The 24,990-nt window shown below is 59.5% G+C and carries 21 protein-coding genes, 2 tRNA genes and 1 riboswitch; of the genes, 12 read left to right on the forward strand and 11 right to left on the reverse strand.

Annotated features, from left to right (window positions below):
- The first annotated feature begins 79 nt into the window (after window positions 1-79).
- The 3 genes from G5332_RS14300 to G5332_RS14310 all read left to right on the forward strand — a co-directional run bounded on the left by G5332_RS14300 (window position 80) and on the right by G5332_RS14310 (window position 3,715).
- Entirely contained in the window at window positions 80-1,021 is a 942-nt protein-coding gene (locus G5332_RS14300) for a LysR family transcriptional regulator (protein WP_421231517.1), read from the forward strand.
- A 128-nt stretch (window positions 1,022-1,149) separates the two neighbouring features.
- Window positions 1,150-1,758 (forward strand): LysE family translocator, encoded by a 609-nt coding sequence (locus G5332_RS14305; protein ID WP_042054198.1) that lies wholly within the window; start codon window positions 1,150-1,152, stop codon window positions 1,756-1,758.
- A gap of 97 nt (window positions 1,759-1,855) precedes the next feature.
- Window positions 1,856-3,715, forward strand: coding sequence for a U32 family peptidase (locus G5332_RS14310; RefSeq protein ID WP_335830779.1), 1,860 nt, complete (start codon window positions 1,856-1,858; stop codon window positions 3,713-3,715).
- 66 nt (window positions 3,716-3,781) lie between these two features.
- Here G5332_RS14310 and G5332_RS14315 read toward each other — a convergent pair whose 3' ends face one another.
- The gene (locus G5332_RS14315) at window positions 3,782-4,255 is read right to left on the reverse strand and encodes a methylated-DNA--[protein]-cysteine S-methyltransferase (protein WP_335830778.1); all 474 of its coding nucleotides are present in this window, start codon (window positions 4,253-4,255) and stop codon (window positions 3,782-3,784) included.
- Window positions 4,252-5,796: an AlkA N-terminal domain-containing protein gene (locus G5332_RS14320; protein WP_421249840.1), complete on the reverse strand. Its 1,545-nt coding sequence runs from the start codon at window positions 5,794-5,796 to the stop codon at window positions 4,252-4,254. Before G5332_RS14320 ends, G5332_RS14315 begins: the two co-directional genes overlap by 4 nt.
- Window positions 5,797-6,193: 397 nt before the next feature.
- On the opposite strand from G5332_RS14320, the gene G5332_RS14325 reads away from it, so the two are divergent.
- The 6 genes from G5332_RS14325 (at window position 6,194) to G5332_RS14350 (ending at window position 10,059) form a co-directional block, all read left to right on the forward strand.
- The gene (locus tag G5332_RS14325; protein ID WP_159143118.1) at window positions 6,194-6,583 is read left to right on the forward strand and encodes a type IV pilin protein; all 390 of its coding nucleotides are present in this window, start codon (window positions 6,194-6,196) and stop codon (window positions 6,581-6,583) included.
- Window position 6,584: 1 nt separating this feature from the next.
- Window positions 6,585-7,004 (forward strand): GspH/FimT family pseudopilin, encoded by a 420-nt coding sequence (locus tag G5332_RS14330; RefSeq protein WP_042656730.1) that lies wholly within the window; start codon window positions 6,585-6,587, stop codon window positions 7,002-7,004.
- The gene (locus G5332_RS14335) at window positions 7,001-7,393 is read left to right on the forward strand and encodes a type IV pilus modification PilV family protein (protein ID WP_042656731.1); all 393 of its coding nucleotides are present in this window, start codon (window positions 7,001-7,003) and stop codon (window positions 7,391-7,393) included. Before G5332_RS14330 ends, G5332_RS14335 begins: the two co-directional genes overlap by 4 nt.
- A complete protein-coding gene (locus tag G5332_RS14340; RefSeq protein ID WP_042656732.1) occupies window positions 7,387-7,935 on the forward strand; it encodes a PilW family protein in 549 nt (182 codons plus the stop codon). Before G5332_RS14335 ends, G5332_RS14340 begins: the two co-directional genes overlap by 7 nt.
- Complete coding sequence (locus G5332_RS14345) at window positions 7,932-9,563, forward strand: DUF7305 domain-containing protein (protein ID WP_323930531.1); 1,632 nt, start codon at window positions 7,932-7,934, stop codon at window positions 9,561-9,563. Before G5332_RS14340 ends, G5332_RS14345 begins: the two co-directional genes overlap by 4 nt.
- Before the next feature lie 94 nt (window positions 9,564-9,657).
- Window positions 9,658-10,059, forward strand: coding sequence for a glyoxalase/bleomycin resistance/dioxygenase family protein (locus G5332_RS14350; RefSeq protein WP_421172956.1), 402 nt, complete (start codon window positions 9,658-9,660; stop codon window positions 10,057-10,059).
- Window positions 10,060-10,190: 131 nt separating this feature from the next.
- Here the strand turns inward: G5332_RS14350 and G5332_RS14355 are convergent, their stop codons facing one another.
- The 4 genes from G5332_RS14355 to G5332_RS14370 all read right to left on the reverse strand — a co-directional run bounded on the left by G5332_RS14355 (window position 10,191) and on the right by G5332_RS14370 (window position 13,780).
- The gene (locus G5332_RS14355; protein WP_421172957.1) at window positions 10,191-11,669 is read right to left on the reverse strand and encodes a carboxypeptidase M32; all 1,479 of its coding nucleotides are present in this window, start codon (window positions 11,667-11,669) and stop codon (window positions 10,191-10,193) included.
- Between the two features lie 138 nt (window positions 11,670-11,807).
- Window positions 11,808-12,389: a DNA endonuclease SmrA gene (gene smrA / locus G5332_RS14360; RefSeq protein WP_005338734.1), complete on the reverse strand. Its 582-nt coding sequence runs from the start codon at window positions 12,387-12,389 to the stop codon at window positions 11,808-11,810.
- A 187-nt stretch (window positions 12,390-12,576) separates the two neighbouring features.
- On the reverse strand, window positions 12,577-12,756 hold the full coding sequence (locus G5332_RS14365; protein WP_005338733.1) for a DUF3149 domain-containing protein: 180 nt from the start codon (window positions 12,754-12,756) through the stop codon (window positions 12,577-12,579).
- A gap of 136 nt (window positions 12,757-12,892) precedes the next feature.
- Entirely contained in the window at window positions 12,893-13,780 is an 888-nt protein-coding gene (locus G5332_RS14370; protein WP_421172958.1) for a TraB/GumN family protein, read from the reverse strand.
- An 88-nt stretch (window positions 13,781-13,868) separates the two neighbouring features.
- On the opposite strand from G5332_RS14370, the gene G5332_RS14375 reads away from it, so the two are divergent.
- Window positions 13,869-14,201: a DUF1904 family protein gene (locus G5332_RS14375; protein WP_421172959.1), complete on the forward strand. Its 333-nt coding sequence runs from the start codon at window positions 13,869-13,871 to the stop codon at window positions 14,199-14,201.
- A gap of 91 nt (window positions 14,202-14,292) precedes the next feature.
- Here G5332_RS14375 and G5332_RS14380 read toward each other — a convergent pair whose 3' ends face one another.
- From G5332_RS14380 to G5332_RS14400, 5 genes are all read right to left on the reverse strand, one after another.
- Window positions 14,293-15,120, reverse strand: a complete 828-nt coding sequence (locus G5332_RS14380) for an SDR family oxidoreductase (RefSeq protein WP_216951930.1) — start codon at window positions 15,118-15,120, stop codon at window positions 14,293-14,295.
- Window positions 15,121-15,257: 137 nt separating this feature from the next.
- Window positions 15,258-16,706, reverse strand: coding sequence for an OprD family outer membrane porin (locus G5332_RS14385; protein ID WP_204481162.1), 1,449 nt, complete (start codon window positions 16,704-16,706; stop codon window positions 15,258-15,260).
- A gap of 497 nt (window positions 16,707-17,203) precedes the next feature.
- The gene (locus tag G5332_RS14390) at window positions 17,204-19,141 is read right to left on the reverse strand and encodes a methyl-accepting chemotaxis protein (RefSeq protein ID WP_421172960.1); all 1,938 of its coding nucleotides are present in this window, start codon (window positions 19,139-19,141) and stop codon (window positions 17,204-17,206) included.
- 105 nt (window positions 19,142-19,246) lie between these two features.
- Entirely contained in the window at window positions 19,247-20,131 is an 885-nt protein-coding gene (locus G5332_RS14395; protein WP_181269729.1) for a DMT family transporter, read from the reverse strand.
- Window positions 20,132-20,338: 207 nt separating this feature from the next.
- Window positions 20,339-20,415, reverse strand: a tRNA-Arg gene (locus tag G5332_RS14400).
- A gap of 456 nt (window positions 20,416-20,871) precedes the next feature.
- A riboswitch (cyclic di-GMP riboswitch) is annotated at window positions 20,872-20,959 on the forward strand.
- Window positions 20,960-21,057: 98 nt separating this feature from the next.
- Between G5332_RS14400 and G5332_RS14405 the strand changes: the two genes are divergently transcribed.
- Both G5332_RS14405 and G5332_RS14410 read left to right on the forward strand, forming a co-directional pair.
- Window positions 21,058-23,655: a glycosyl hydrolase family 18 protein gene (locus G5332_RS14405; protein WP_421172961.1), complete on the forward strand. Its 2,598-nt coding sequence runs from the start codon at window positions 21,058-21,060 to the stop codon at window positions 23,653-23,655.
- A 1,259-nt stretch (window positions 23,656-24,914) separates the two neighbouring features.
- Window positions 24,915-24,990, forward strand: a tRNA-Ala gene (locus tag G5332_RS14410).

A 24,990-nucleotide genomic window follows, 5' to 3' on the forward strand; every position in this document is an offset into this window, starting at 1 on the left:
ACATGGCAGGAAATTTCGCTTAAAGCGCGGGACTCCTCTGCCCTAAGATAGGCATTTCGCCACCGATGAGGGTATCTCCTTGCTCAGAGCCAATCTCAACTTGTTGCCGACCCTCAAGGTGCTGCTGGAGACCCGCAATATCAGCCGCGCCGCCGAGCGTCTGCACCTGAGTCAGCCCTCCATCAGCAAGCAGCTTGCCCAGTTGCGCAGCGAGTTTGATGACGAGTTGCTGGTGCGAGAGGGGCAACGCTGGCTGCTGACGCCACGGGCCGAACAGTTGGCTGCCCAGCTGGCGGATTCTCTCGGTGCGCTGGAGCGGCTCTACGAGGCGCCCGGGTTTGACCCGAGCCGCTGCGAGCGGGTATTTCGGCTCGCCTCTTCTGATTATGTGGCTCAGCATATCCTGCCTGATATCTGCGCCGCGCTCGCCAAAGAGGCGCCGTTGGCGGCGCTGGAGTACAGCCTGTGGGACAAACGTCAGCTGCCGCAGCTGTGGCAGTCCGAGCTCGATCTGGTCTCTACCATCACCGAGCAGGTACCGGAGCAGATACGCGGTCTGCATCAGGGGGAAGATCGACTGGCGGTGTTGATGGGACGTCATCACCCGCTGGCGGGCAAGGCGCTGAGTCTCGATGACTATCTCGCCTGGCCTCACCTGCAGGTTAGCGGCGGTGGCGACAAGGACAGTCCGGTTGAGCAGGTATTGGCGCCGCAGGGACTGAGTCGGCGCTGGTTTGCCCGAGTCCCCTTCTTTCAGGCGGCGGTGGAGGTGTTGCTGCGCACCGATTGCCTGATGACCACCCCGGCTCATATCGCCTGGCAGCTCTCCTGCGGCCATGAGCTCACCTTTGTCGACCTGCCCTTTGCTACCCGCGACCAGCAGTATCATCTGCTGTGGCATCAGCGCCACCATCAGGATCCGGCCCACCGCTGGTTTCGCGAGCTGGCCTACCCATTCCTGCGGGATCACCTGCAACGTACCGTCGGCGAGAGTCGCAAGCTGCTCGATCTCGGCGGTTAGCCGCAGTCAGTTGTGTGGTGCCATAGCCATTGGTTATGGAATCTATTCATAACTTTCACTACTGGCATAATGGCTCAGCCCGTACCCTGAATACAGGTCATCATATCGAGCATATAAAGAGGAAATGCATGGAACTGACGAGTTGGCTGGCACTGGCCGCAATCTGCGTGATGGGGGCCATCAGCCCGGGGCCGAGTCTGGCTCTGATCATCCGCAACACGGTGCAGGGCGGGCAGGGGCACGGCGTTGCCACCGCACTCGGTCATGGCCTTGGGGTTGGTATCTATGCGCTGGTTACCGCGCTTGGCCTCTCGATCCTGATCACCCAGACCCCGATCCTGTTTGATCTGATCCGCTACGGCGGTGCTGCGTTTCTCGCCTGGCTCGGGGTGAAAGCCCTGCTGGCAAAACCAGCCAGTGGTGAAGCGAGTGAAGAGGTGCACCAGTTGCGCGGTCGGCAAGGGGCCTTTGAAGGTTTTATGGTGGCCTTCCTCAATCCCCAGCTGGCGGTCTTCTTCATCGCCCTGTTCAGCCAGTTTGTGCGGGCCGATACCGGCTGGAGCGAAGGGGGCATCATGATGCTCACCGCTGGCGGGATCGATGCCGTCTGGTACGTGCTGGTGGCGCTGGTGCTCTCGCGCGGGCCGGTGCTGGCGTGGCTTAAAGCCAAATCCTTTGTCATCGACAAGGTGAGCGGGCTGGTGCTGCTCGGGCTGGCACTCAAGGTGGTTATGTAATCCTGTATTTCGCAGATACCTTAAGCGGGATCAAGGCATGTGGGTGGTGAATGGGCTAGAGTAGCGCCCATTTGCTGTCCGCCCTGATCCCGAGACCATGCACCAGAACAAGCACCCGTTAAGCCACAACAACCGGTTGGAGCTGCTGGCTCCGGCCAAGAACCTAGCCTACGGCATCGAAGCCATCAACCATGGCGCCGATGCCGTCTACATGGGCGGCCCTGCCTTTGGCGCCCGCAGCGCTGCGGGCAACACCATCGAAGATATCGAAGCGCTGGCGCGCCACGCCCATCGCTTCGGTGCCCAAGTCTTTGTCGCCTTCAACACCCTGCTGCACGATCACGAGCTGGAGCAGGCCCGGCGCCTGACCCACCAAATTTATGAAGCCGGTGCCGATGCGCTCATCGTCCAGGATATGGGGCTGCTGGCGCTGGATTTGCCTCCCATCGCGCTCCATGCCAGTACCCAGACCGACAACCGCACGCCGGAGAAGGTGAAGTTTCTGCAGGATGTGGGTTTCTCTCAGGTGGTGCTGGCGCGCGAACTGTCTCTTGCTCAGATCCGCGAGATCAGCGCGGCGACCAATGTGCAGCTGGAGTTCTTTATCCACGGCGCGCTCTGTGTCTCCTACAGTGGCCAGTGCAATATCAGCCATGCCCGTACCGGCCGCAGCGCCAACCGTGGCGAGTGTGCCCAGCTCTGCCGTCTGCCCTGCTCGCTGCAAAAGCCGGACGGTGAAGTGCTGGTGGCCGACAGCCACCTGCTGTCCCTCAAGGATATGGATCAGACAGACAACCTGGAGGCCTTGATCGAGGCGGGGATCCGCTCCTTCAAGATTGAAGGGCGACTCAAGGGGCTCGACTACGTCAAAAACGTTACCGCCTGGTATCGCCAGAAGCTGGACGCCATTCTGGATAGTCGCTCCGATCTGGTGGCTGCCTCTGCTGGCCGTTGCAGCTACAGCTTCACGCCTGACCCCAAAAAGAGCTTCAACCGCGGCAGCACCGATTACTTCCTCCATGGTCGCCAGCAGGGGATCGACTCCACCAAAAGCCCGAAATATGTGGGCGAGCCGCTGGGGCGGGTCACCAAGGTGACCCGTGACGGTATCGAGATTGATGGCAAACAGGTCACCCTCAACAACGGCGACGGTTTGGGCTTCTTCAAGCCGAATAACGAGCTGGTGGGGATGCGTCTCAACAAAGTCGAAGGTAAGCAGTTACTCCTGTCAGAACGCATGCCGGGGCTGAAGGTGGGGACAGAAATCTATCGCAACCACGATCAGGCGTTCAGCAAGATGCTGGAGAAGGCGAGCGCGGATCGCCGCATCCGGGTCGATATGGTGCTGGCAGAGTGCGATGAGGGCGTGAACCTCACGCTCACCGACGAGCAAGGCATCAGCGCCGCGGTGACGCTTCCCTGTGACAAACAGCCTGCCGACAATCCGGAGCGGGCGCTGCAACAGGCGCGGGATCAACTTGGCAAGCTCGGCAATACCCTGTTTGTGGCGCGCAAGATTGAGTTGGTAGTAACGAGGCCGCTATTTATCGCCGCATCACAGCTCAACGGTTTGCGCCGGGATGGCATCGCTGCGCTGGAGGCCGCACGCGTGGCGAGCTACCAACGCCCCGAGCGACGTATCGCCCTGCGGGATATCAACTATCCCCAGCACCGTCTCTCCTACCTTGGCAATGTGCTTAACAGCGCGGCCGAGCAGTTCTTCCGCGAACACGGGGTGGAGCGGATTGCTCCCGCCTATGAGGCGAACAAGGAGGAGCGGGAAGTGGTGCTGATGATCACCAAGCATTGCATCCGCTATAGCCAGAACCTCTGTCCGAACGAGGTACCCGGTCTCAAGGCCGAGCCGCTGGAACTCAAGATGGGTAAAGACACCTTCCGCCTGCGTTTTGACTGTAACCGCTGCGAAATGCATGTGATGGGCAGCCTGAAACGCTGATCAATGAGCCCCTTTCTCCATCCGGAAAGGGGCAATTTTTATCGCAGGTTCTCTGCCTACCCTCCTTTAATTGCCCCTCTCCAGCGCCAGCAGTGCTTTTTTAATCTCCAATCCCCCCGCATAGCCGGTCAGGCTGCCGTTTTGGCCGATCACCCGATGGCAGGGGACGATGATCGAGAGCGGATTGCGGCCATTCGCCGCGCCCACTGCCCGCACCGCATCGGGTTTGCCGATGGTGCGAGCAATATCGCTGTAGCTGCGGGTCTCGCCGTAGGGGATGTCGCACAGCGCTTGCCATACCGCCTGCTGAAAGGCGGTGCCACGGGCGGCAAGGGGTAGGGAGAAGCGCTGCAAGCGACCGGCAAAATAGGCGTCAAATTCGGCGAGGAACGGGGCCAGTGCTCCGTGATCTTGCTGCCAGCCACTCATATCGGGCAGTGCCCGCAGGCCCGCCACAAAGTCCACGTGCACCAGACCGGATTCATTGATGGCAACCAGCAGATCGCCGTAGCGGGTCGGCAGGATATCGTAGCGGATCATGGGGTTATCTCCTGTTGTTGGGTATCTGGCTGTTGTTCGTTGCCAGTGGCACGGAGCAGCAAATCGGGCGCTTCGCTCATGGCGTGCCACAGCCAGCTGGCCGCATAGCTGCGCCACGGCTGCCATGCAGCGCTTTGCGCCAACACCTCTTTCACCGGCAGCTTGGTGCCGCCGCCGAGTGCCTTTTGCAGTACCAGATCGGAGGCGGGGAAGGCATCGGTATCCAGCCCGCAACGCAGCCGCCAGTAAGCGACCGTCCAGGGGCCTATGCCCGGCAGCGCCTGCAACTGCTCATCACTGGCTGTCGTGAGGGTCAGCTCGCCGCTGGCCAGCGCCTGTGCCACGCCCCGCAGGGTGCGAATACGGCTGCCGGGCATGCCGATACCGTCGAGATCGAGTTCGCACAACTGAGCGGGGGTCGGTAGTTGCGCCACCCCGAATTGCGCCTCGGTGCGGGCCACCAGTCTCCCGAGTATGGTGATGGCCCCCTTGACCGAGACCTGTTGGCCGACGATGGCGCGCAGCATTACTTCGTACTCATCCCAACCACCAGGCAGCCGTACGCCGGGCCAGCGCGCTTGCAAGCGGGCGAGCAGCGGATCCTGACCGAGCAGATCACCGATCCGCTGCATATCGGCATCGAGATCCCACATCCGGCGCACTCGATAGAGCAGATCGGGCAGCGCCGCGAGCGGCAGATCATGGACGGTAAGCTGCAGGCTATGCCCCTTGCCCTGCGCGATGCGCACCAGCGCGACCCGATCGCCGACCCGGTAGCGCCGCTCATACACCTCGCCATCTACCCGCTCCAGCCCCGGGATTGCCCGCATCCGGTAGAACGCCAGCATGGCCGCTACGTCATACGGGGGGCGATAGGGCAATTGCAGGGTCAGGGGGGCGCCGCGCGGCTCCGCACTTATGTGTTCTGGCGCGTCAGCGTGCTGCTCCTGCTGGCGCAGAGTGCGTGGGGCCAGCCCGTAGGCGTTGAGCCAGGCGTCATTGAAGCGGCGGATGCTGGCAAAGCCGGCGGCAAACGCGATGTCGGTAATGGGCAGCCCGGTTTCAGTCAGCAGCCGTTTCGCGAGCAGCAGGCGGCGCGTCTGTTCCACCTGTTTTGGCGAGGCGCCGAGGTGCTGCTCGAACTGGCGGCGCAGGGTGCGTTCGCTTATCCCTGCCTCAGCGGCGAGTTCAGCGAGCGTGCCGTCAGCCAGCTCGCCGCGATCGATGCGCGCCAGCAGACGTGCCAGTTCAACCGGCAGATCGCCACGGGCGGCGGGGGCCAGCTCAGGGCGGCAGCGCAGGCAGGGTCGCAGGCCATACTGCTCGGCGGCCGCGGCGCTTTGGAAGTAGCACACGTTGTGCTCGTGCGGTGGCCGTGCCGGGCAGACTGGCCGGCAGTAGATGCCGGTCGAGATGACGCCGGTAAAAAAACGGCCATCAAAGCGAGCGTCGCGGGCGAGCCGTGCGGCGTGACACTGTTCACGGCTGAGGGTGTTGATCACCTCATCCGGTGACAACTCAGGGCTTGGTTTTGCATTCATGGTGTTGGCGGCTTTGCTGGAACAGATGGCAAAAGAGTAAGGGGGCTCGGGGGCCGTGACTAGCCAGAAGCGGACAGGGATAGGAAAAATCGGCCGCAGGTTTCGTTGCACTCTTCCATGTCGACTACCCCTTCATTTTGTTTACCACTGTGCACGGGTAGCAGAGCCCATAGCGGATAGATGGGGGCGCAATGGGTTTAACTTTATTTGTATTGCGAGATTAGTTGTGATGAGAAAGGCTTGGAAATTAACAATGGATCACATAATTAGCTTTTTTACATTGAGAATTACAATTTTGTGTTGTTCAATTGAGTCGGTTAATTTTTGATGATTATTAAGTCATCGCATCTACGGCTCAGGGCCGACCAATAACAACAACACTTGCCAAGGATGATAAGTGAACGACTGTAAGGCATGGCCCCATTGCCGGGGCTTTAGTCTGATCGAGTTGTTGATCGCCATGACGGTTGTCAGCATTCTCGCAGCCATCGCGTTGCCAGCGTATCAGGGTTATCTGCAACAGGGACGTCGTTACGAAGCGCAGCAGCAACTGCTGGAGCAGGCGCTCGCCCTCGAACGTATCTATACCCAACAGGGGCGTTATCCCGCCACGTTTGCCACCCCTTCCAACACGGATTTCTACCAGTTCAGCTACAGCCAGCAAGATGCTGGTGACTATCTGCTCAAAGCCATTCCAACGACGCGACAACAGGATGAGTGCGGCACTCTGACCCTAGATCAGACCGGTTATCGCGCGGCCAATCGCCATGACTGCTGGGGATCATAAGATGAACGTGCGCGGATTTACTCTGATTGAGTTGATGATCACGGTCGGCATCGCCGCTATTTTGCTGCTAGTCGGGTTGCCCTCCATGAGTCAGCGCCTCGCGGCCGAACGACTCGATCGCAGTGCGACCGAGCTCGCGTCAGCCTACCGCTTTGCCCGCAGCGAAGCGGTCAAGCTGACCCTGCCGGTGGTACTGCAGGGCACCGAGAACGGTGGCTGGGAGGTGATGGCTGACAGCAAGTTGCTGCGTCAGGCGGCAGCACCTGCTGGCGGAGTGGTGATCAAACCGTTTGAGCCGATCCGGATCGCGCCAACCGGCAGCAGCAGCCACGCCGAGATCACTCTGGCCAATCGCCTCGGTGAGCAGCGTGTACTCTGCGTGGCCCCGAGCGGTCAGCTGCTGCAAGGGAGCTGCTCATGAGACACGCCGCACTTGCCCGTCAGCAGGGGTTCAATCTGGTGGAGATCATGGTCTCCATGGTGTTGGCGGTGATGGTGTTTCTTGGTCTCGCCAAGGGGCAGGTGGTCTCGTTGCAGCAGGCGCACTATAGCCTGCAGAGCACCCTGGCCACGATCGAGGCGAGCAACAGCGTGGAGCAGATATGGGGTTCGCTGTGCGAAGTGCAGCGCAAGCCGGAGCGGTTCACCCAGGGCGATTTTCTTGCCCGCTTCACCCTGCTCGAGGGCCACCGGCTGGTGCTACCGAACCGTTATAGCGACAACTTTGTGGTCGCTATCGAGTGGCAGGATGAGCGGGTCTCCGGCGCCAAGCGGGTGGAGCTGAACGCAGGATTTCCACCACTATGCTGAACGTTCCCTTCCGACAGCGAGGTGTCAGTCTCGTCGAGCTGATGATCTCCATGGTGCTCGGTCTGATGCTGATGCTGGCGATTTTTGCCGGTTACGTGCCCATCAAGAGCACGGTCGAGCAGAGCAAGGCGTTGGAGCAGGCGAACGAGGTGCTGCGCTTTGCCACTCTCACCTTTACCAACAGCATCAAGCAGGCGGATCAGCTGATAGCGGTCACCCCTGATCGCCTGACGCTGGCTTTCAAGGTAGAGGGGGGCAGTCAGGTGCTCTCCTGCCTTGGCAACCAGAAAACCGCCGATTTTACCGAGCAGTACCGCTTCACGCCGCCGGTACTCAGTTGCGATGACGGGGATGGCCCGCGTCTGTTGCTGGCCCATCTTCAGGATCTTGAATTCGGCCAGCAGGGGGCGCTGGTCAATATCCGTATCTTGCCCGAAGGGCTGCCGAGCTATCTGGCGCCGGGGGTAGAGGTGCAGGTGGCACGCCGCAAGGCGGTCTGGGCGGCAGCACTGGCCACATCCGGTGCAGGGGGAGCAGGATGAACAAGGGATTGCAGGGGCAGCGGGGAGCCGTATTGCTGGTGGTGCTGGTGGTGAGCCTGCTGTCGAGCCTGCTGGTGTTTACCAGCATTCAGGAGAATCAGCTGCAAACCCGCCTGAGCGGCAATTTTCACAAGAAGATCAATGCGCAGCTCAGTGCCGAGCAGGGGATGAACGACAGTTATCGCGCCCTGCATCAGGCGCTCGGCGCCGAACCACGGATAGAGTGGGATCAACTGGTGCAGAAGGTGCCTGGCAAGGGGGAAGGGGCCATGGCGGGCAGCCGCTTTCGCATCGATCAGCTGGATGCCTCTACAGGCAGCAAGTTGGCGTTGCAGAGCCATGGCCGTTATCTGGAGGGCAATGCCAGCCTCAACGCCCTGTTTGCCCTCAAGCGCGAGCCGGGCAATCTCATCTTTCAGGATTCGGTGGTGGCGTGTGAAGGGTTGAGCCTCTCTGGGAGCGGTTTTATCGACAGCTACGATTCGCGCAAGGGGGCGTACAAGGAGTCTGTTTCCGGGACTCTTAATCAGGGGCAGAACGCCAAGGTGGCGACCGTCAGCGACAAGGCCAATGTGGTGCTCGCCGGGCACTCCCCCATCTGGGGTGATGTGCGGGCGACCGGCTCGGTGACCTTGAACGGTTCTTCACCTGTTGCGGGTAATGTACTTGCTGGTGGCGACATCACAATTTCTCCCTCTGATGGGGTCGTCAGGGTTGAGGGCAGCGTAAACGGGAGTGGAAATTTTGCCTTGCAAGGGGGGCATATTGCCGGAGCTGTTGCGATCAATGGTGATGTTTCTATGGGTCATGGCACAAGCATTGCTGACGACAAGTTGAACTATGGTGGGAACGGGGCATTCCTTGATGCCAAGCATCAGAAGTATCTGTATCCCCAATACCGAACTCATCCCAAGCTACCGCCTGTGGCCGGGCAGGTGTGTGACCCGCTCAATGTGGCCGCGTTGCCCAAATCGTTCCCCCCTGCAACATTGCCCATCAATGGCCCGCTGACGCTCGGGGCCACCCAGCAGATGGTGCTGACCACGGATCCCTCCACCGGCTCGGTAACCAGCAGCAACCAGCACAAGCCCGGGCTACCGTTCCCCGGCAAAGGGGAGCTGTTTGGCAAGGAACAGACTATTTACAAGCTCGACAGCCTCAATATGGGGGCCGATGCCAAGCTCACCATCAAGGGGGATGTGGTGCTGCTGATCGACAAGGATTTCACCATGACAGGCAGCAACAAGTTGACGGTGAGCGAGGGGAGCAGCCTGACCCTGATCGTCAGCGGCAAGGTCGATCTTGGGGCCGGTGCCGAGGTGACGGCAGCCAAACAGGGGCTGACCGCTGGCGGTACGCCCGCTATCTCTATCTATTCCGCGTATAGCGGCAAGGATGGGGTCAAGCTGTCGGGCAATACGCCGCTCTATGCCGCTCTCTATGCCCCGCTCACCGAGATGAAGATCAGCGGAAGTGGCGGTCTGTACGGGGCGGTGCGGGCAAAACACTTGACCGAGAGTGGCGCGGGCGGTGTGCACTATGACGAGGCGCTGGGCATGGCAGATTTGGGGGATGATCAGGGGCCGCCTCCGACACTGGCACTGCGGCAGTGGCACTTTGTGCAGTGAGGCTGGCGAGCCGCTAAAAAGGATCGAATGGGGCGCGCAACTGTGAGATGGTGGAGATCTGTCCACCCAGTCGTTCACTGTTGAGGAGTGCTCCATGCCAGGCCCAGCTCGCGCCGGTGCCCTGATCTATGCCAAGGATCCGGGCCTGCTGACCCACTTTTACCGTACCCTGCTGCAGATGGTGGTCTGCAGTCAGGATGAGCAGCTGGTGGTGCTGGAAAACAGCGATATCCAGCTGCTGATCCACGCCATTCCTGCGCCCTATGCCGGGCAAGTTGTTATCAAGCGGCCGCCGGCACTGCGGGAAGAGGGGGCCATCAAGCTGTTCTTCACCGTCTCCAGCCTCGCCTGGGCAGAAGCGAAGGCGGCGGATCTCGGCGGCGGCCTGCTGCCACAGCAGTGGACGGGGCCCGGCTTTGTGGTGCGCAACGCCTTCGACCCGGAGGGCAATATCCTGCAACTGCGCGAGTTGCTGGGTGCCCCTGATCCTCTCTGAATTTTCTCTTTTTACAGCATGGTGGTGGCGTGCTGTGCCATGCACCGCCATAAAAATGAACCGCCATAAAAACGGGCCCTGTAGTGGTCAACTAAAAAGGGCCCCGTTCTGCTGTTAGCTTACTGCGCTCATTACTTCAGATAACGCTGTTCCAGATGCTGGCGCAGCCAGTGCGGGTTGAGCGCTTCATTGGTGGCGCGGCGCACCAGCTCGTCGGTGCTGTGCAGGCTCCCCTGTGACCAGATGTGGCGTCCGAGCCAGCCGAAGATCTCCGGCAGGCGGCCCGCCGCGATCACCTCACCCATGCTGCCCAGCTCTTTCTCGAGGGCAAAGCGCAGTTGGGCGGCATACATGGCGCCCAGGGTGTAGCTCGGGAAGTAGCCGAACGAGCCGTCGGTCCAGTGAATATCTTGCATGCAGCCATTGCGGTAGTTGCCCTTGGTGGAGAGCCCCAGCCACTGCTGCATCTTGGCGTCCCACCGTTCGGGGATGTCGGCCACCTCGATCTTCCCTTCCACCAGATCGCGCTCCAGCTCGTAGCGCAGGATAACGTGGGCCGGATAGGTCACCTCGTCCGCATCGACCCGGATAAAGCCCGGCTCGACCCGGCTGTAGAGCTTGGCCAGATTGTCCGGCGCAAACGCCGCCTGCTCGCCGAAGTGGTGACGAATGCGTGGTGCCAGCAGCGCGAGGAAGGCCGGATGATGCCCCAGCTGCATCTCGCAAAACAGGCTCTGGCTCTCGTGGATCGCCATGGAGCGCGCTTCGGCCACCGGCTGACCCAGCAGATGACGCGGCAGCCCCTGCTCGTAACGGGCGTGACCGGTTTCGTGCACTATGCCCATCAGGCTGGAGACAAACTCCTGCTCGTTATAGCGGGTGGTGATCCGCACGTCGGTCGGCACGCCGCCACAGAAGGGGTGACTGCTCACATCGAGGCGGCCGTGAGCGAAATCAAAGCCGAGCAGCCCCATTACCTCCTGACCGAGCGCCTGCTGGGTCGGGATGGGGAAGGGGCCTTGCGGCAGCAGCAGGGCATCGCCCTTTTGTTGTTCACTCACGGTCTGGATAAGAGCCGGCAGCCAGCTGGCGAGATCGCCGAAGATCTGATCGAGCCGTGCGCTGGTCATGCCCGGCTCATAGAGCGCCAGCATGGCGTCGTAGGGGCGCACGCCAAGCGCATCGGCCCGCAGCTGCGCCACTTCACGGGAGAGTTTCACCACCTCCTCGAGATTGGGGGCAAAGCCGGCCCAGTCGTTGTTCTTGCGCTGGCTGCGCCAGGCGTGCTCGCACTTGCTGCCAGCGAGCGACAGCGCTTCGACCAGCTCACCGGGCAGCAGGCTGGCATCTTGCCACTGGCGCTTGATCTCGCCGAGGTTGGCACGTTGCACTTCATCGAGCGGTTCGCTCTCGGCCTTGGCAATCCAGTCGCCCAGCTCGGGAGCGGTGCGCTTCTGGTGGATCAGCAGACCGAGTTCGGCCATTGCTTCGGCGCGAGCATCGTTGCCCCCTTCCGGCATCATGGCCGCCTGATCCCAGCCGCAGATGGCGGCGAGGTGGCTAAAGCGGTGGATCTGTTGCTGATGTTGTTCAAGCTTTTGATATGACATGGGATTGTCCTTGTTATCGTCCCTGATGGTATGCCGCCCCGTACCTGGCATGCTCGGGGCCGTTCGATGCTAACACCGCCGCAGCATCGTTGACCACCATCATGCAGGCGGGCCAAAGGCGTGGGGGCGAGAGGCGGATTAGCCGAGCCGCTTCTGGTGCCGTTCGCGGTTTTCCGCTTTTTTGCGTTCGCTTTTGCGCAGCAGCACGTATAGAGCACCGCTGCCGCCGTGGCGACGCTCGGCGCTGTGGATCGCCATGACGGCGGGCAGTTGCGGCAACCAGGCGCTCACATAGCTTTTCAGCAGGGCGCGCGGGGTGCTGCGCTCCCCCTTGCCGTGCAGGATCAGCAGGCAGCGGATATCCCGGACTTCACAATCCGCAATGAACTGCACCAGCGTCTGGCGCGCTTCGTTGAGGGTTTTCTGGTGCAAGTCCAGGCTGGCTTGCAGCTCGTATTTGCCGAGCCGCAGCTTCTTGTAGACCCCCTCCTGCACCCCATCACGCTTGAAGCCGACGATTTCGTGCGGATCGCGCATCTCGATGGCCTCCATGGTGAGGTGGTCGAGGGCGAGTTGCTCGGCGGTGGCAGCCTGACGGCGAGCGAGCTGCGCCTCGGTCGGGGCGGATTTGGCCGCATGGGGATGGATGTTGTCGCTGCGAATGGGCCGCACGTCGGCCACTTCATTCATGAATAGCGAGAGTTCGTCGTTATGAGACACGGCAGGCTCCCCATAAGAAAAAGTGGGGGCCATTATAACGGCCGCAACCGGCACAGAAAACGGGGAAAGGGGGAGGGGATAAGGGGCACCCGGCATGGACACTGGTGCATCCTGGCCCGGGAATCACAGTCGCGAACCATAAAACAGCACAGGCGGTCAGTGTGAACTGCCGCCTGTGGTCAGAGGATTATTTGCCCTCTTTGGGTTGTTGAGAATGGGGTTGCTGTGAATGAGGCGGTTGCGAGTGCATCACCTTGTAGATGAAGTAGGCCGCGTAAGAGCTGATGAGCAAGAAGGTGCCGATAATCACCAGCATCGACATCAATCCCACGCTGTTGCCAAACATCAGGTCCAGCCAAAAGTCCATTTTATTGCTCCTGTCACCCGGTTGATGACAGGCATGATAAATACCTCTTTGCCCTGTCCGGGATGATCCCGATCAACTCCCTTGCAGGTTGTTTAATGACCAGTGCGATCTGTGATCGTTCTCACTGGACTCCTTGCTACCGAGCCTGCACAGGGCCCGGTGTGGTGAGCGGGGTAATGCGCCACCCTTGCTGCTCCAGCAACGCCAGCAACCCCTGTTCGCCATAAAGGTGCAGGGCGCCTACCACGATAAAGCTCTCGTTGGGCAGGGTGGACCATTTCTTCAGCCAGTTGTGGTTGCGCTCGGCCAGCAGGGTCTGCTCCATCCAGCTCTGTAGCGCAGAGGGAGCCATCTCCTCCTTGAGCAGATTGATAAGCGTCGCCTCATCTCCCTGCTGCCAGGCCTTCATCACGGCGGCGAAACCACTCTCCAGCATCGGTAGCTCATCCAGGGTGCTGGCGAGCATCAGGGTCTGGTTGTCACCCACGCTGGCCAGATAACCGAGCTGCTCCAGCAGGGTTTCAAAACCCACTACCGGTTTGCCCTCTTTGGCGGCCCGGACGGCAAAGTGCTGGTCTATCCCGAGTTCACTCTTGAAGTCGGAGCGGGCCATGGCGGCCTGGGTCAGGGTAATGGCGGCAAACCAGGGGCGCAGGGTGGCGAGGGTAGCCTCGTCGATGCCATAGCGGGCCCCCGCCATCAGGGTGCGTTGATAGAGCTCGGCAGGGAGATGATCCTTGAGCGGTTTGCCATCCACCAGTCGGGTGAGGGAGCCGGTCTGTTGCCACTGATCCGGCGTGATGCTATTCATGTCCACCTCCATCACCAGTGCGCGACTCTGCAGCCAGGCACGCTCCACCGGCTCGGGCAGAGGATAGAGGGAAGGTTTTCCCGCATGGATGGAGCCCAGCAGCCAGTGTTGCTGGTTGCCCTTGCTCACCCGATAGAAGGCGGGATCGGCAAAGGCGTGCAGTGGTAGCAGCAGGCAGAGCAGGAAGGCAAAGAGGGTGCGATGAAATCTCATGGGGATCCTTAATGTGCGCCGGGTGACTTCTCTTGCTGACAATAACTCTTATGATAAGTCCTCATTTCAGATAACCAAGAGGTTTGCCATGCCCCATCTTCGTTTTCGCGCCGTGACGCTCGATACCCTGCAACAGGTGAGCGGCCCGCTGCTGGCCGAACTTTGCGAGCTGACCGGCGGCAAGCCGGAGTTTGTCACCATGGAGCGGGTGGAGAGCAGCTGGATCCGCAACGGCGAGCCAGAGGCGGGTTTTCCGTTTGTCGAGCTGCACTGGTTCGAGCGGCCGCAGGAGATGCAGGACGCCGCCGCGCGCCTTATCACGTGCCATTTGAAACGGGTGCTGGGGGAGCAGACCTATGTGGTGGTGCAGGTGATACCTTTGGTCAAGAGCGCCTACTACAGCAATGGCGAGCACTATTGAAGAGTGGGGCAAACCAGGTTGGCGGATTGGATTACGCCGCTATACAGCTAACTCAATCCGGGCGGCAGGATGCTTGTCGCCCATCACGGGATCAGGCCGATTTGGCCAGCAGTTTATCGAGCCAGCGAGTGGGCAATACCCGTCGCAGGAAGGCAAACAGCCGGGTTGGAGTGGTCACCGGATAGCGCGCTTTGGGATGGGCGTGGGTCAGCGCATGGAGCAGCGGAGGGATACAGGCTTCGCTCGAGAGGGTAAAGCCGCTGGTGGCCCCCTCTTTTTCCAGCCGCGTCAGGGTCTGGCGGTAGGCCGACTGATGACGGCTCTGGGCCGGATCGATGTGGCGCAGGAAGGCGTTGCGAGCATTGGCACGAAAACGGGTATCGATGGGGCCCGGTTCAATCAGGCTGATATGTACCCCGCTACCCGCCAGTTCGAGGCGCAGAGTGTCGCTATAACCTTCCAGCGCAAACTTGCTGGCGTTATAGGCGCCGCGATACTTCATGGCAACCAGTCCCAGAACCGAGCTGTTCTGCACTATCCGTCCCTCTTTGGCCTCCAGCATCGGCGGCAGCACCTGACGGATCAGATGGTGCCAGCCAAACAGGTTGGTATTGAACTGCTCCCTGAGCGCTTCGGTGGGCAGATCTTCCAGCGCCCCGGGTTGGCCATAAGCGCCATTGTTGAACAGGCCATAGAGGCGCCCGCCTGCCAGATGGAGCGCCGCACTGGCACCCAGCTCGATGGAGGCAGAATCCGCCAGATCCAGCTGTACTGCCAGCAATCCCTGTTGCTGCAGACGGGCCACATCTTCCGCCTTGCGCGCCGAGGCGATCACGGTAAAACCGTGCTGCCCCAGCGCCTGTGCGGCGGCGAGGCCAATACCGCTGGAACAACCGGTGATCAAAACAAAACGGGGCATGATGGCGTCCTTGTGACTGCTGACAAAAGCGTGCTGGTGAGTGGATAAAACCCTTATCCGGCTCGCATGTTAGCCTGCCAACCGGAAAAAAGAAAACCGGGCCAAGTGGCCCGGTTTGCTGACATCGTATTGCCTGATTACATGAAGGTAAGCGGCATGATGATGTGGAACTTGACGTCGTGCTCGGAGGCGAAGATGTTGGGGTAATCGGTCCAACCGCCGCCCTGGCTGATGTCGTTGTTGTAGTCGGTGTAGTGCAGTTTGAACAGGGTGCCTTTCAGCTTGCCATCCTGCACGGTATAGCTGACATCGAAGTTGACGGCCCACTCGGTATCCTCGCCGTTGGCTGCTTTCTTGCCTTGGCCATTTTCGATATCCCAACCGTAGGCGCCGGATACACCGACAGCCCAGCCCGGCGCACCAACCAGATCATCCAGAGAACGGGTCACGCCGAAGAACAGTGCTTTTTCGTTGTTGGCGTTCCAGTCAGAGCGGGAATCCCACCAAATTTCGTTGGCGCCCTGGGAGTTGGCGTAGCCACGGGTCAGACGGGGCAGGTAGTTGCCTTCCGCACCTTCAGCCTTGGTCCACAGACCTTCCAGACGGAAGCCGTATTGGGCGTAGTTCCAGGCAGCGGTCAGTGCTTGTTGCCATGCCAGGCCGTCGTAAGTTTCAATCTGGGAGCCGCCCTTGGTGTAGGTCTCGGTCTCGGAACCGTAGAACTGGTAGCTGGTGGCGAGGCCGCCCAGTACGTCAAACTTGTGAGCCAGTTTGAAGTGGTAGCTGTCCATGTAGCCTTCGGACTGACCGAAAGAACCGGTCACGGCAGTGCCATTTTCAAAGGTGTAACGAGCCGCGATACCGTGGATATAGTCGATGACGTTTTCATCAGCGAACGGATCCATCCACGCTTTGGCGCGAGAGAAGACCTGAGTCTCTTTGTACCAGGGGGCCTTGTACTCGTCAGCGATGGCGTAGGTCAGGTAGAGACCGCCAAAGTTGCCTTCGACTTGACCACCACGATAGGTGCCCGGCTGATAGGACCAGTTAACACCGATTTGGCCAGGGACATACAGCTGGGTGTAACCACCCTTGGCAGTCACACCGCCGTCCAGGAATTTCAGCTTCAGAGCTGCGTTGGAGAGGCTGAAGCCACCCTCGGGAGAGCCATCTTTGTAGTTGTTGCCCCAGGAGTTGCCTGCGAAGGAGAATTCGTTCTCCTGGTTGACCGGATGGTTTTCGGTAACGGCCAGGTCATAGGCACCGAAGCCGCCCAGATCCAGACCAACAGTGTCCCAGGCATAACCGGAGTTGAAGTTGAGAGCTGCCTGGACGGTGGAATGGCTCAGGTTGGACTGGTACTTGCCTTCTTTCTTGGCGGCAGTCGGGTCACCATCGATGCGCTGACGATCACGCTGGAAGTAGAACAGGCCACCGGTCAGTTTGGAGTCTTTTACGAAGGTTTCATAGGACTGGCCATATTCCGGGCTCATCATATCCTGGGCTGCCAACGCCATGCCGGGGGCGACCAGAGCGGCTACCACAGCGGCACTCAAAGCGGCGCGCTTGAAGATCACTTTTTCCATTTTTATTGCTCCTGATTTTATGGACTTAGCTTTTTTCCGGCAGCTGGCATCGGGCCTACCGCTCGGTATTGGCATTGCAATCAAAACCCCGAAGGGCAAAAAATCTTCTCTTGGTTATCTGCAAACCCGGATGTCTTGGCACATCTGTAGTTGGCAGTCCTGATCATCACATGTTGTTTTTTTTGTTCCGATTCTTGGCTATCGGACAACTCCAAGAGTACGTTCGCGGTGCGAAATATCAATGAAAAGTTCCCTCAACGTTTCAAAAGTATGACCGAGTGCAAATAATCATGGGCAAGGTCGTAAACAGCCTCATGGCCGGTATCACGGTAATGAGAGCGTTTTCTTGGAGGTGTGGCCAGCGCCGGTGCGGGTTTTCATCAGATACGGGGGAAGGGAAGCTGTTAACCTGCAGGCAACATATAATTTTGTGCTACAAAAAAACTTTCCCTCTGGTCGAGGGAAAGTGAATTGGTGGGGATGTGGGGCGAATAGGGTCAGCCTTGCTGGCCGAGGATGCGGGGGATCTGTTGCGCCTGATGGTGGATATGGGACGAGACCTGCACCGAGAGTTGGCTTACCTGACAGGCCTGCTGACGAATACGGGCGATCAAATCGGCAAAACTGGCCAGCTTGTGCTCCTGACTTTTGGCATTGTCGGCGCCCTGCAGGGCGATCACTGCGGTGTTGCGGGCGATCTCCCGCACCGCCTGGGTGGTCTGGCGCAACTGCTCGGCTTGTGCCCGTTGGCGGCTTGACTCGCTGGTGATCCGGTTCAGCACGGTGCCAAGCTGTTCACCAGATTGGGTCAGACGCCGCAGAATCTCGGTGATCTGGTTGAGGGATTGCTGGGTATTGGCCGAGAGGTGGCGCACCTCATCGGCGACCACGGCAAAGCCGCGCCCCTGTTCCCCTGCACGGGCCGCTTCGATGGCGGCGTTGAGGGCCAGCAAGTTGGTCTGCTGGGCGATATGACTGATGACATCGACAATGTCCGTCACATCGGCAACCGAGCGGGTGAGGGCTTCCAGCGCCTCATCGCTCTCGTCAATTGCCAGCCCGGTCTGACGAGTAGCGTGCAGCATGCTGCCCACCAGATCTTCGCTCTGGCTCATCGCCTGTTCGTTATGGTGGGCATGCCGGGCGATGTCGGCGGCGACCTGATGGACCTCTCCGGCCAGCTGGTTCAGCTCATCCATCATCTGACCGCTCTCGTCGACTACCAGCTCGGTGGTGCGGGTGCTGTGGTGGATCTCGTCAACCTGGCTGACCATTCCTTTCAGACTGAGGGATACCGCAGACAGCTGCCCCTCTTTCTGTTGTTGATCCTGCTGCAGGCGACCGATCAGCCGATTGTAGCTGGCAACGATATCGGCCAGCTCGTTGCGATCACGCCCGGCAGATAACGGCTCGGCCTGCCCAGTCTGATCGAGCTGCAGAAAGGCTCCGCGCAGTCGCAACAAGGGAGCGAGCAGCCAGCGTCGTTGCACCAGTGCAAACAGCAGGGCGACTACCACCAGACAGAGCGCCAGCGTGCCGAGGATGGTGGCCAGCTCCTGATTGACGGCTTGCCGCTCGTGGGCAAGTTGTTCCCCCATCTGTCTGGTCGCTTGCAACATGGCCATGATGTCTTGCTGCACGGTCTGGCGGCCAGCCTGTTGCTGTTGTAGCGCCGTGCGGCTGTTGGCCAGCTCCTGCGGATAGCGGCCCAGCAGCGAGCGTAATTCGCTGCGCGGTTGATCTCCCAGCTCCTTGCGTACCGGCTCCCCCAGGGTGAACTCATCGGCGGGCACCTCTTCATACAGGCCGAGCAGCGGCAAGGCTTGCAGCGCTTGGGCCTGTTTTTGCAGTGCCTCCAGCTCGAAGCGGATCCCTTCGAGCAGCTTCTCATTGCCCTGTTCCATATAGCTTTGGCGCAAATGGGCGAGGCGCGGCAGGCCCGCCAGGATCTCGGTTGCACCGCGGCGATATTGCTGTGCTGCGGCAGATTGTTCCGTGCTGGCACCTTGCTCCCCATAGCGGATCAGCGCCATAGCTTGGCTGCCCAGCTCACTCTCCGCATTTTGCAGCAGCAGTTGGCTGTTGCCCGAGAGCTTGCCTGCGGCCTGATAGTCGTGCGCGATGCGCTGCGCCATCTGTTTGAGTTGCTGTCTGAGCGGGGCCGCCACGGCATCATCCTGAGCGGCCAGCGAGGAGAGCGCTTGCTGGCGGATCTTCTCTGCCGCGGTCAGTTGCTGTGGATCGCCGCTGTTGAGGTAGTCACGCAGGCTGTTTTGCAGGGTCACCGTCACCAGTTGTTGCAGCGTCTCGTGCTGATGCTGGGCCTGATTGGCATGGGCAAGCTGTTGCCAGCCGTGGTAGAGGGCCAGCGCCTGTCCTCCCGCAACCAGTAACAAAACAAGGGAGGATAGGGTGGCGTAATGGGCGATTTTCACGGGGTAATTCCTGTCAGCACAGACCATGGGGGAGCGTGGCCCGAGCCTAAACAGGGATGATGGCGTTTTTATGACAGCATGGTCAGGTGGCCCTATTTTACCGACTTAACTGGCTGGGGATGCCTGAGCTCTGTTGCGTTGGCCCAGCATACCGAGCAGGGCGCCTCCCATGATAAGTGCACCGGCCAGCAGATGGCGCGAGGTCAGCTCTTCTCCGTTCAATGCCACTAACAGCAAAGTACTCAGCAGCGGTGTCAGGTAGGCAAGGGCACCGATCCGGCGTGGATCGCCGTCTCGCAGTGCCAGATACCAGGTCACAAAGGCCGCCCCCATGGGGCCCAGCGCCAGCCCGATGATCAGCCACCAGTCACTGGTGGGGATCTGCGCGAGCGGCAGGGGCCCCTCCAGCAGACGGGCGAGCAGCAGAGCCAGCAAACCAGCGGGCAGGCAGGCTGCCGCAGTGACCACGGCAGGTGCCGGTGGCAGACGGCGTGACAGCACCGAATAGGCCCCCCAGACGACAGCTGCACCGAGCGCCAACAGGTATCCCGGCAGATAGGTCTGTTGCAGTTGCAGCTCGCCATTGACCATCACCAGCATGGAGCCCGCCAGACCAAAGGCGCCAGCCAGCAGATGACGGGCATGGAGTGGATGGCCGGGCAACAACAGCGGGGTGAACAGAATGATGCAGAGCGGCCAGAGGTAGTTGATGAGGTTGGCCTCCAGCACCGGGGCATGGCGAAAACTCATAAAGAGCAGCAGATGGTAGAGCAGCAATGCCGTAACCGTCACCAGCCAGGTAATAGGACGAGCGCGCCATTGGCGCCAAAACGGCAAGGCCCCGACCCCGCAGAAAAACAGCACCAGCCCGACCAGCACCAGTGGTGACACGCTGGTGACCCGTGACGTCAGCGCCGCCAGTGAGGCCCACAGCACAATGGTCAGCAGTGCAAAACCGGTGGATCTATCCCACCAGGAACATCCGGACATCCAACACTCCTTTGCAAGATGAAGCTGCTGGCTTTGCCGTAGGGCTCAGCCAAAAAAAGCAGTCTATCAGAGAGAGGAGAGATGCCGAATGCCGCGTGAATACAATTACTTGTGACTTGGTGAGAATTTTGATGGTGCAAGCAGAGTGCTGCTGGACGTCGAACGAATCGCCAAAGAGATGAGTGAATGCGAAAAGGGGATGATGGGTGGCGTCCCAGGCAGGATTCGAACCTGCGACCTCGCCCTTAGGAGGGGCGCGCGCTATCCAGCTGTGCCACTGGGACGTGCGGGCATTATATAAAAATGCCAATAAAAATAAACAACTGCGTATGTCTGTTTATCCAGTTGCTTACATTCTGGCCGGATTGTACGTTTGTGCTCTGGGGGGCAGATAAACAAGTTTGTGGTGTCTGAATAAGAAGGGGTGGGGGGAGGAAGATACTGGTATGCAATAAATTGACTTTTAATTCACTTGTTGCCGTGAGGTATGGCTACCTCTTGTTGTGTTGTGCCACAGGTATTGAGCTTTTGTCGTTTTATTTTGTTTTAGTGAAATATTTAGCTTAATCAGTTTGGTAGCTATTAATCATGGCCAATGCTCCCTTGTATTTTAAAGATGAATCATGAAGCTATGGCTCAGCGTCAGGTACGGCCAGTAGCGGGTTTGGAATGGTCTTGTTTGCTTAGTTATATAAATTGCCATAGAGTTAATTCGCGATTAGTTATCGCCGAAAATAAAGTTGTGACAAGGGCAAACCGATTGAAAAGTCGGGACGCAAAGCCTCCGGTCTAAAGGCGTTGTTGAGCTGGGATAGCGGGGCCACCACAGTGTTATGCTGGCTGCCTTTGCCAAGGGGTAGTCGTGTTTGTGTTGCCTGTCGTGTTGTGTTGCCCTTTCGTTTGTCCATAACGTAAAGGAAAACAATATGCTAAGTCCAAAACCCGCATTGCTGGCCATGATGGTCGGCTCCCTGCTTGCCTCATCTGCCGTTTATGCGGCTGCGCCGGGCAAGCCCACCATCGGCTGGGGTCCCATCAAGTTCGCCATTGTTGAAGTGGATCAGGCGGCAACCTCCTACAACAATCTGGTCAAGGTCAAGGATGCCGCCGATGTGGAGGTGAGCTGGAACCTCTGGAGCGGTGACGTCGGCCAGACTGCCAAGGTACTGCTTGATGGCAAGGAGGTGTGGTCTGGCCCCTCTGCTGCTGCAGGCACGGCCAAATTCAAGGTGAACAAAGGTGGGCGCTACCAGATGCAGGTGGCCCTCTGCAATGCCGATGGCTGTACTCTCTCTGATGCCAAGGAGATCGTGGTCGCCGATACCGATGGCAGCCACCTGGCGCCGCTAAAGGCTGCGTTGCAGGAGAACAACAAGCCCTACGCCAACAAGTCCGGCAAGGTGGTCGGTACCTACTACGTGGAGTGGGGCGTCTATGGTCGCAAGTTCACAGTGGACAAGATCCCGGCCCAGAACCTGACCCATATCCTCTATGGTTTCACCCCCATCTGTGGCGGGGATGGCCTCAACGATAGCCTCAAGGAGATCGAAGGGAGCTTCCAGGCGTTGCAACGTGCGTGTGCCGGTCGTGCCGACTTCAAGGTTGCGATCCACGATCCTTGGGCCGCCGTTCAGATGCCGCAAAGTGGCCTGACTGCCTATGACGAGCCTTACAAGGGTAACTTCGGTGCCCTGATGGCGCTCAAACAGGCTTACCCTGACCTCAAGATCCTCCCCTCCGTCGGCGGCTGGACCCTTTCCGACCCCTTCTACTTCCTCGGTGACAAAACCAAGCGCGATACCTTCGTCGCCTCGGTCAAAGAGTTCCTGCAGACCTGGAAATTCTTCGATGGCGTGGACATTGACTGGGAGTATCCGGGCGGACAGGGTGCCAACCCGAAGCTGGGTAGCCCGAGTGATGGTGCCACCTACGTGGCCCTGATGAAGGAGCTGCGCGCCATGCTCGACGAGCTGGAGTCGCAGACTGGTCGCCAGTATGAGCTGACGTCGGCTATCGGGGCCGGGGGGGACAAGATCCAGGATGTGGACTACAGGGCGGCCCAACCCTACATGGACCACATCTTTATGATGACCTACGACTACAACGGCGCCTGGAGCAACACCGAGTTGGGTCACCAGACTAACCTCTACGCGGCGAGCTGGGATCCCGATACCAAGTACACCACCGACAAGGCAGTCAACCTGATGCTGGCGCAAGGGGTTGACCCCGGCAAGCTGGTGGTCGGTGCCGCCATGTATGGCCGTGGCTGGACTGGCGTGAGCGGCTATCAGGGCAACAACCCCTTCACCGGCAAGGCGACCGGCAAGGTGAAAGGCACCTGGGAAGATGGCGTGGTCGATTACCGCGACATCGTCAACAACCGGATGGGAGCTGGCTGGGAGAAGAGCTACGACGAGGTGGCCGAGGCTCCCTATCTGTTCAAGGCTTCGACCGGCGATCTCATCACCTATGACAACGACCGCTCGGTCAAGGCCAAGGGGCAGTATGTGCTAGCCAACAAGCTGGGCGGCCTCTTCTCCTGGGAGATCGACGCCGACAACGGCGACATCCTCAATGCCATGCACGAGGGGTTGGGTCACGGCGAGGGAACCACTCCGCCAGCCAACAAGCCGCCGGTGGCCAACGCGGGCAGCGATCTGAGTGTCACTGGCCCGACCGAGGTGACGCTGAATGGTTCCGCGTCCCACGACCCGGAAAATGGCGCCCTCACCTATAGCTGGAAGCAGGTATCCGGCCCGCAGGTCACCCTGTTTGATGCCACTCAGGCCAATGCCCGCGTTGTACTCGATGCCGTGTCCACCGACATCAATCTGGTGTTCGAGCTGACAGTGACCGATGACCAGCAGTTGAGTGCCAAGGATCAGGTGGTGGTCACCAACAAGGCGCCGCAGGCCAATCTGGCGCCGGTGGTGAGTGTACCTGCCACGGCCTCTGTGGAGGCGGGCAAGCAGGTGACCATCAAGGCGACCGCCTCTGATCCGAACGGTGATCCGTTGACCTATCAGTGGAGCGTGCCGGCAGGCATCACCGCAACGGGTCAGAACAGCGCCACCCTGGTGGTGACTGGCCCGAACGTCACCATCGACACCGGCTATGACCTGAGCGTCACCGTCTCCGACGGTGGGTTGGATGCCAGCGCGGCAACCCGTCTGACGGTCAAGCCGGTCAGCGGTGGTGGCGGTTGCTCGGCCATCGATCCGGATGCGGCCAACTGGCCTGCCTGGCAGGCGAGCAAGGTCTACAACGGCGGTGACAAGGTGAGTCACAACCAGCTGGTGTGGCAGGCCAAGTATTGGACTCAGGGCAACGAGCCGAGCCGTACCGCGGATCAGTGGTTGCTGGTGAGCAAGGTGCAACTGGGTTGGGATGCCAATGTGGCCTACAACGGTGGCGAGATCACCACCCATAATGGCCGTCAATGGAAAGCGCAATACTGGACCAAGGGCAACGAGCCCGGCAAACACGACGTCTGGCAGGATGTGGGGGCCGCCAGCTGTAAATAAGGCTTGAGTTGTGGCGGGGCATGCTGGTCATGCCCCGCTTTTGCAACCCGCGGCGCTGAACATTGGTTGCTCTGCCAATCCCTCTTTTTCTGCTCTGTCTTGTATCCGGTCAGGCCGACTTGTGGTGCCGGCATGAAGGCTCTCCCCAAGTGATGGCTGCACTGCTCTCTGATAAGGTGTGAACCTGATTCGTGGCAACCTTTCCGTTGTTGTAATTACACTGCTGGAAAGTCTGCGGCCGAATATTTTCAGGTTGCCCAAGAGGCGAGCATCCCGCTGTTGGCGAGACAGGCCAGCGGGTCGGTATCGCTAGGATGAGGGCTTGCTCAACTTCGCTTGCTCTTTTTAAATCTCTGTCCGTCGTCATGCTGTCCCTTCATGCAGTACCTAATCGACGGCATTTGGCTGTTGAACAAGGATGGAAAGCATCATAGCCAGCTTCCCGGATGCTGGTGTTATCCAAGCCAGCGCTCCCGGCAAGGGGATTTCATGGTGTCATACCTGGATCAGGCCGAGATCCTGCAATGAGCCGATGCAATAAAAGATGGGGCCTGCGGGCCCCATTCTTGTTTGGTGGAGTTCAGGTTTGGCCGTGGAACATCTGGCCCAGACAGGACAGCGCCTCGAAAGGGCTGTGTGATGATGTGTGTTGTTGTTTTATTACATTTTCCGTGAAAGGCTTTCAGCAATTACTTGCCGTAGCGGAAGTAGTATTCACGGGTGGAGGGGGCATAGGCATCTTTCTCTACAACGCCGTTCTTGGTAGTTGCACCGCGCAGGTGGAACAGGACTGCCAGATTCTCAAACATGGTTTACCTCATCGCTCTGTCATTTATGGTTATGGTGTGTGACGTGGGTCACGGTTTGATCCTATGGTCATTTGTGAGCCAGATCAACTTTCTGTGTTGTAAATTTACAAAAATCATGGAAAGGGTTTTCAAATGCAATGCCCTTTATGGAAAGGCTTTCCCGAGGTGACGGGGGAGAAGCTGATTACCAGCCAGCATAGAGAGGTCTGAGAGCGGGGGGCGTTGCACGGGGAAAGGGGCTTGCTGCACGGCCTCTCCTTTATAGGTGCTTGAGCTGATTTGTGACATAAAACAGAGAGATAGCACGCGCCTTGCTGGTAAAAACAGCGAACTGCTGCAATTTTGACTAAACGAATCAGTCGCGGTTATTTTAGGGTTGACAGCAAAGCGGGTGATGCCTATCATGCGCCTCCGTTGCCGGAGATAACTTCGGTGGCGCCGAGGTGAGTTGGGGTTATAGCTCAGCTGGGAGAGCGCTTGCATGGCATGCAAGAGGTCCGCGGTTCGATCCCGCGTAGCTCCACCA

Source organism: Aeromonas sp. 603757 (assembly GCF_049171255.1).
Classification (GTDB): domain Bacteria; phylum Pseudomonadota; class Gammaproteobacteria; order Enterobacterales; family Aeromonadaceae; genus Aeromonas; species Aeromonas veronii_A.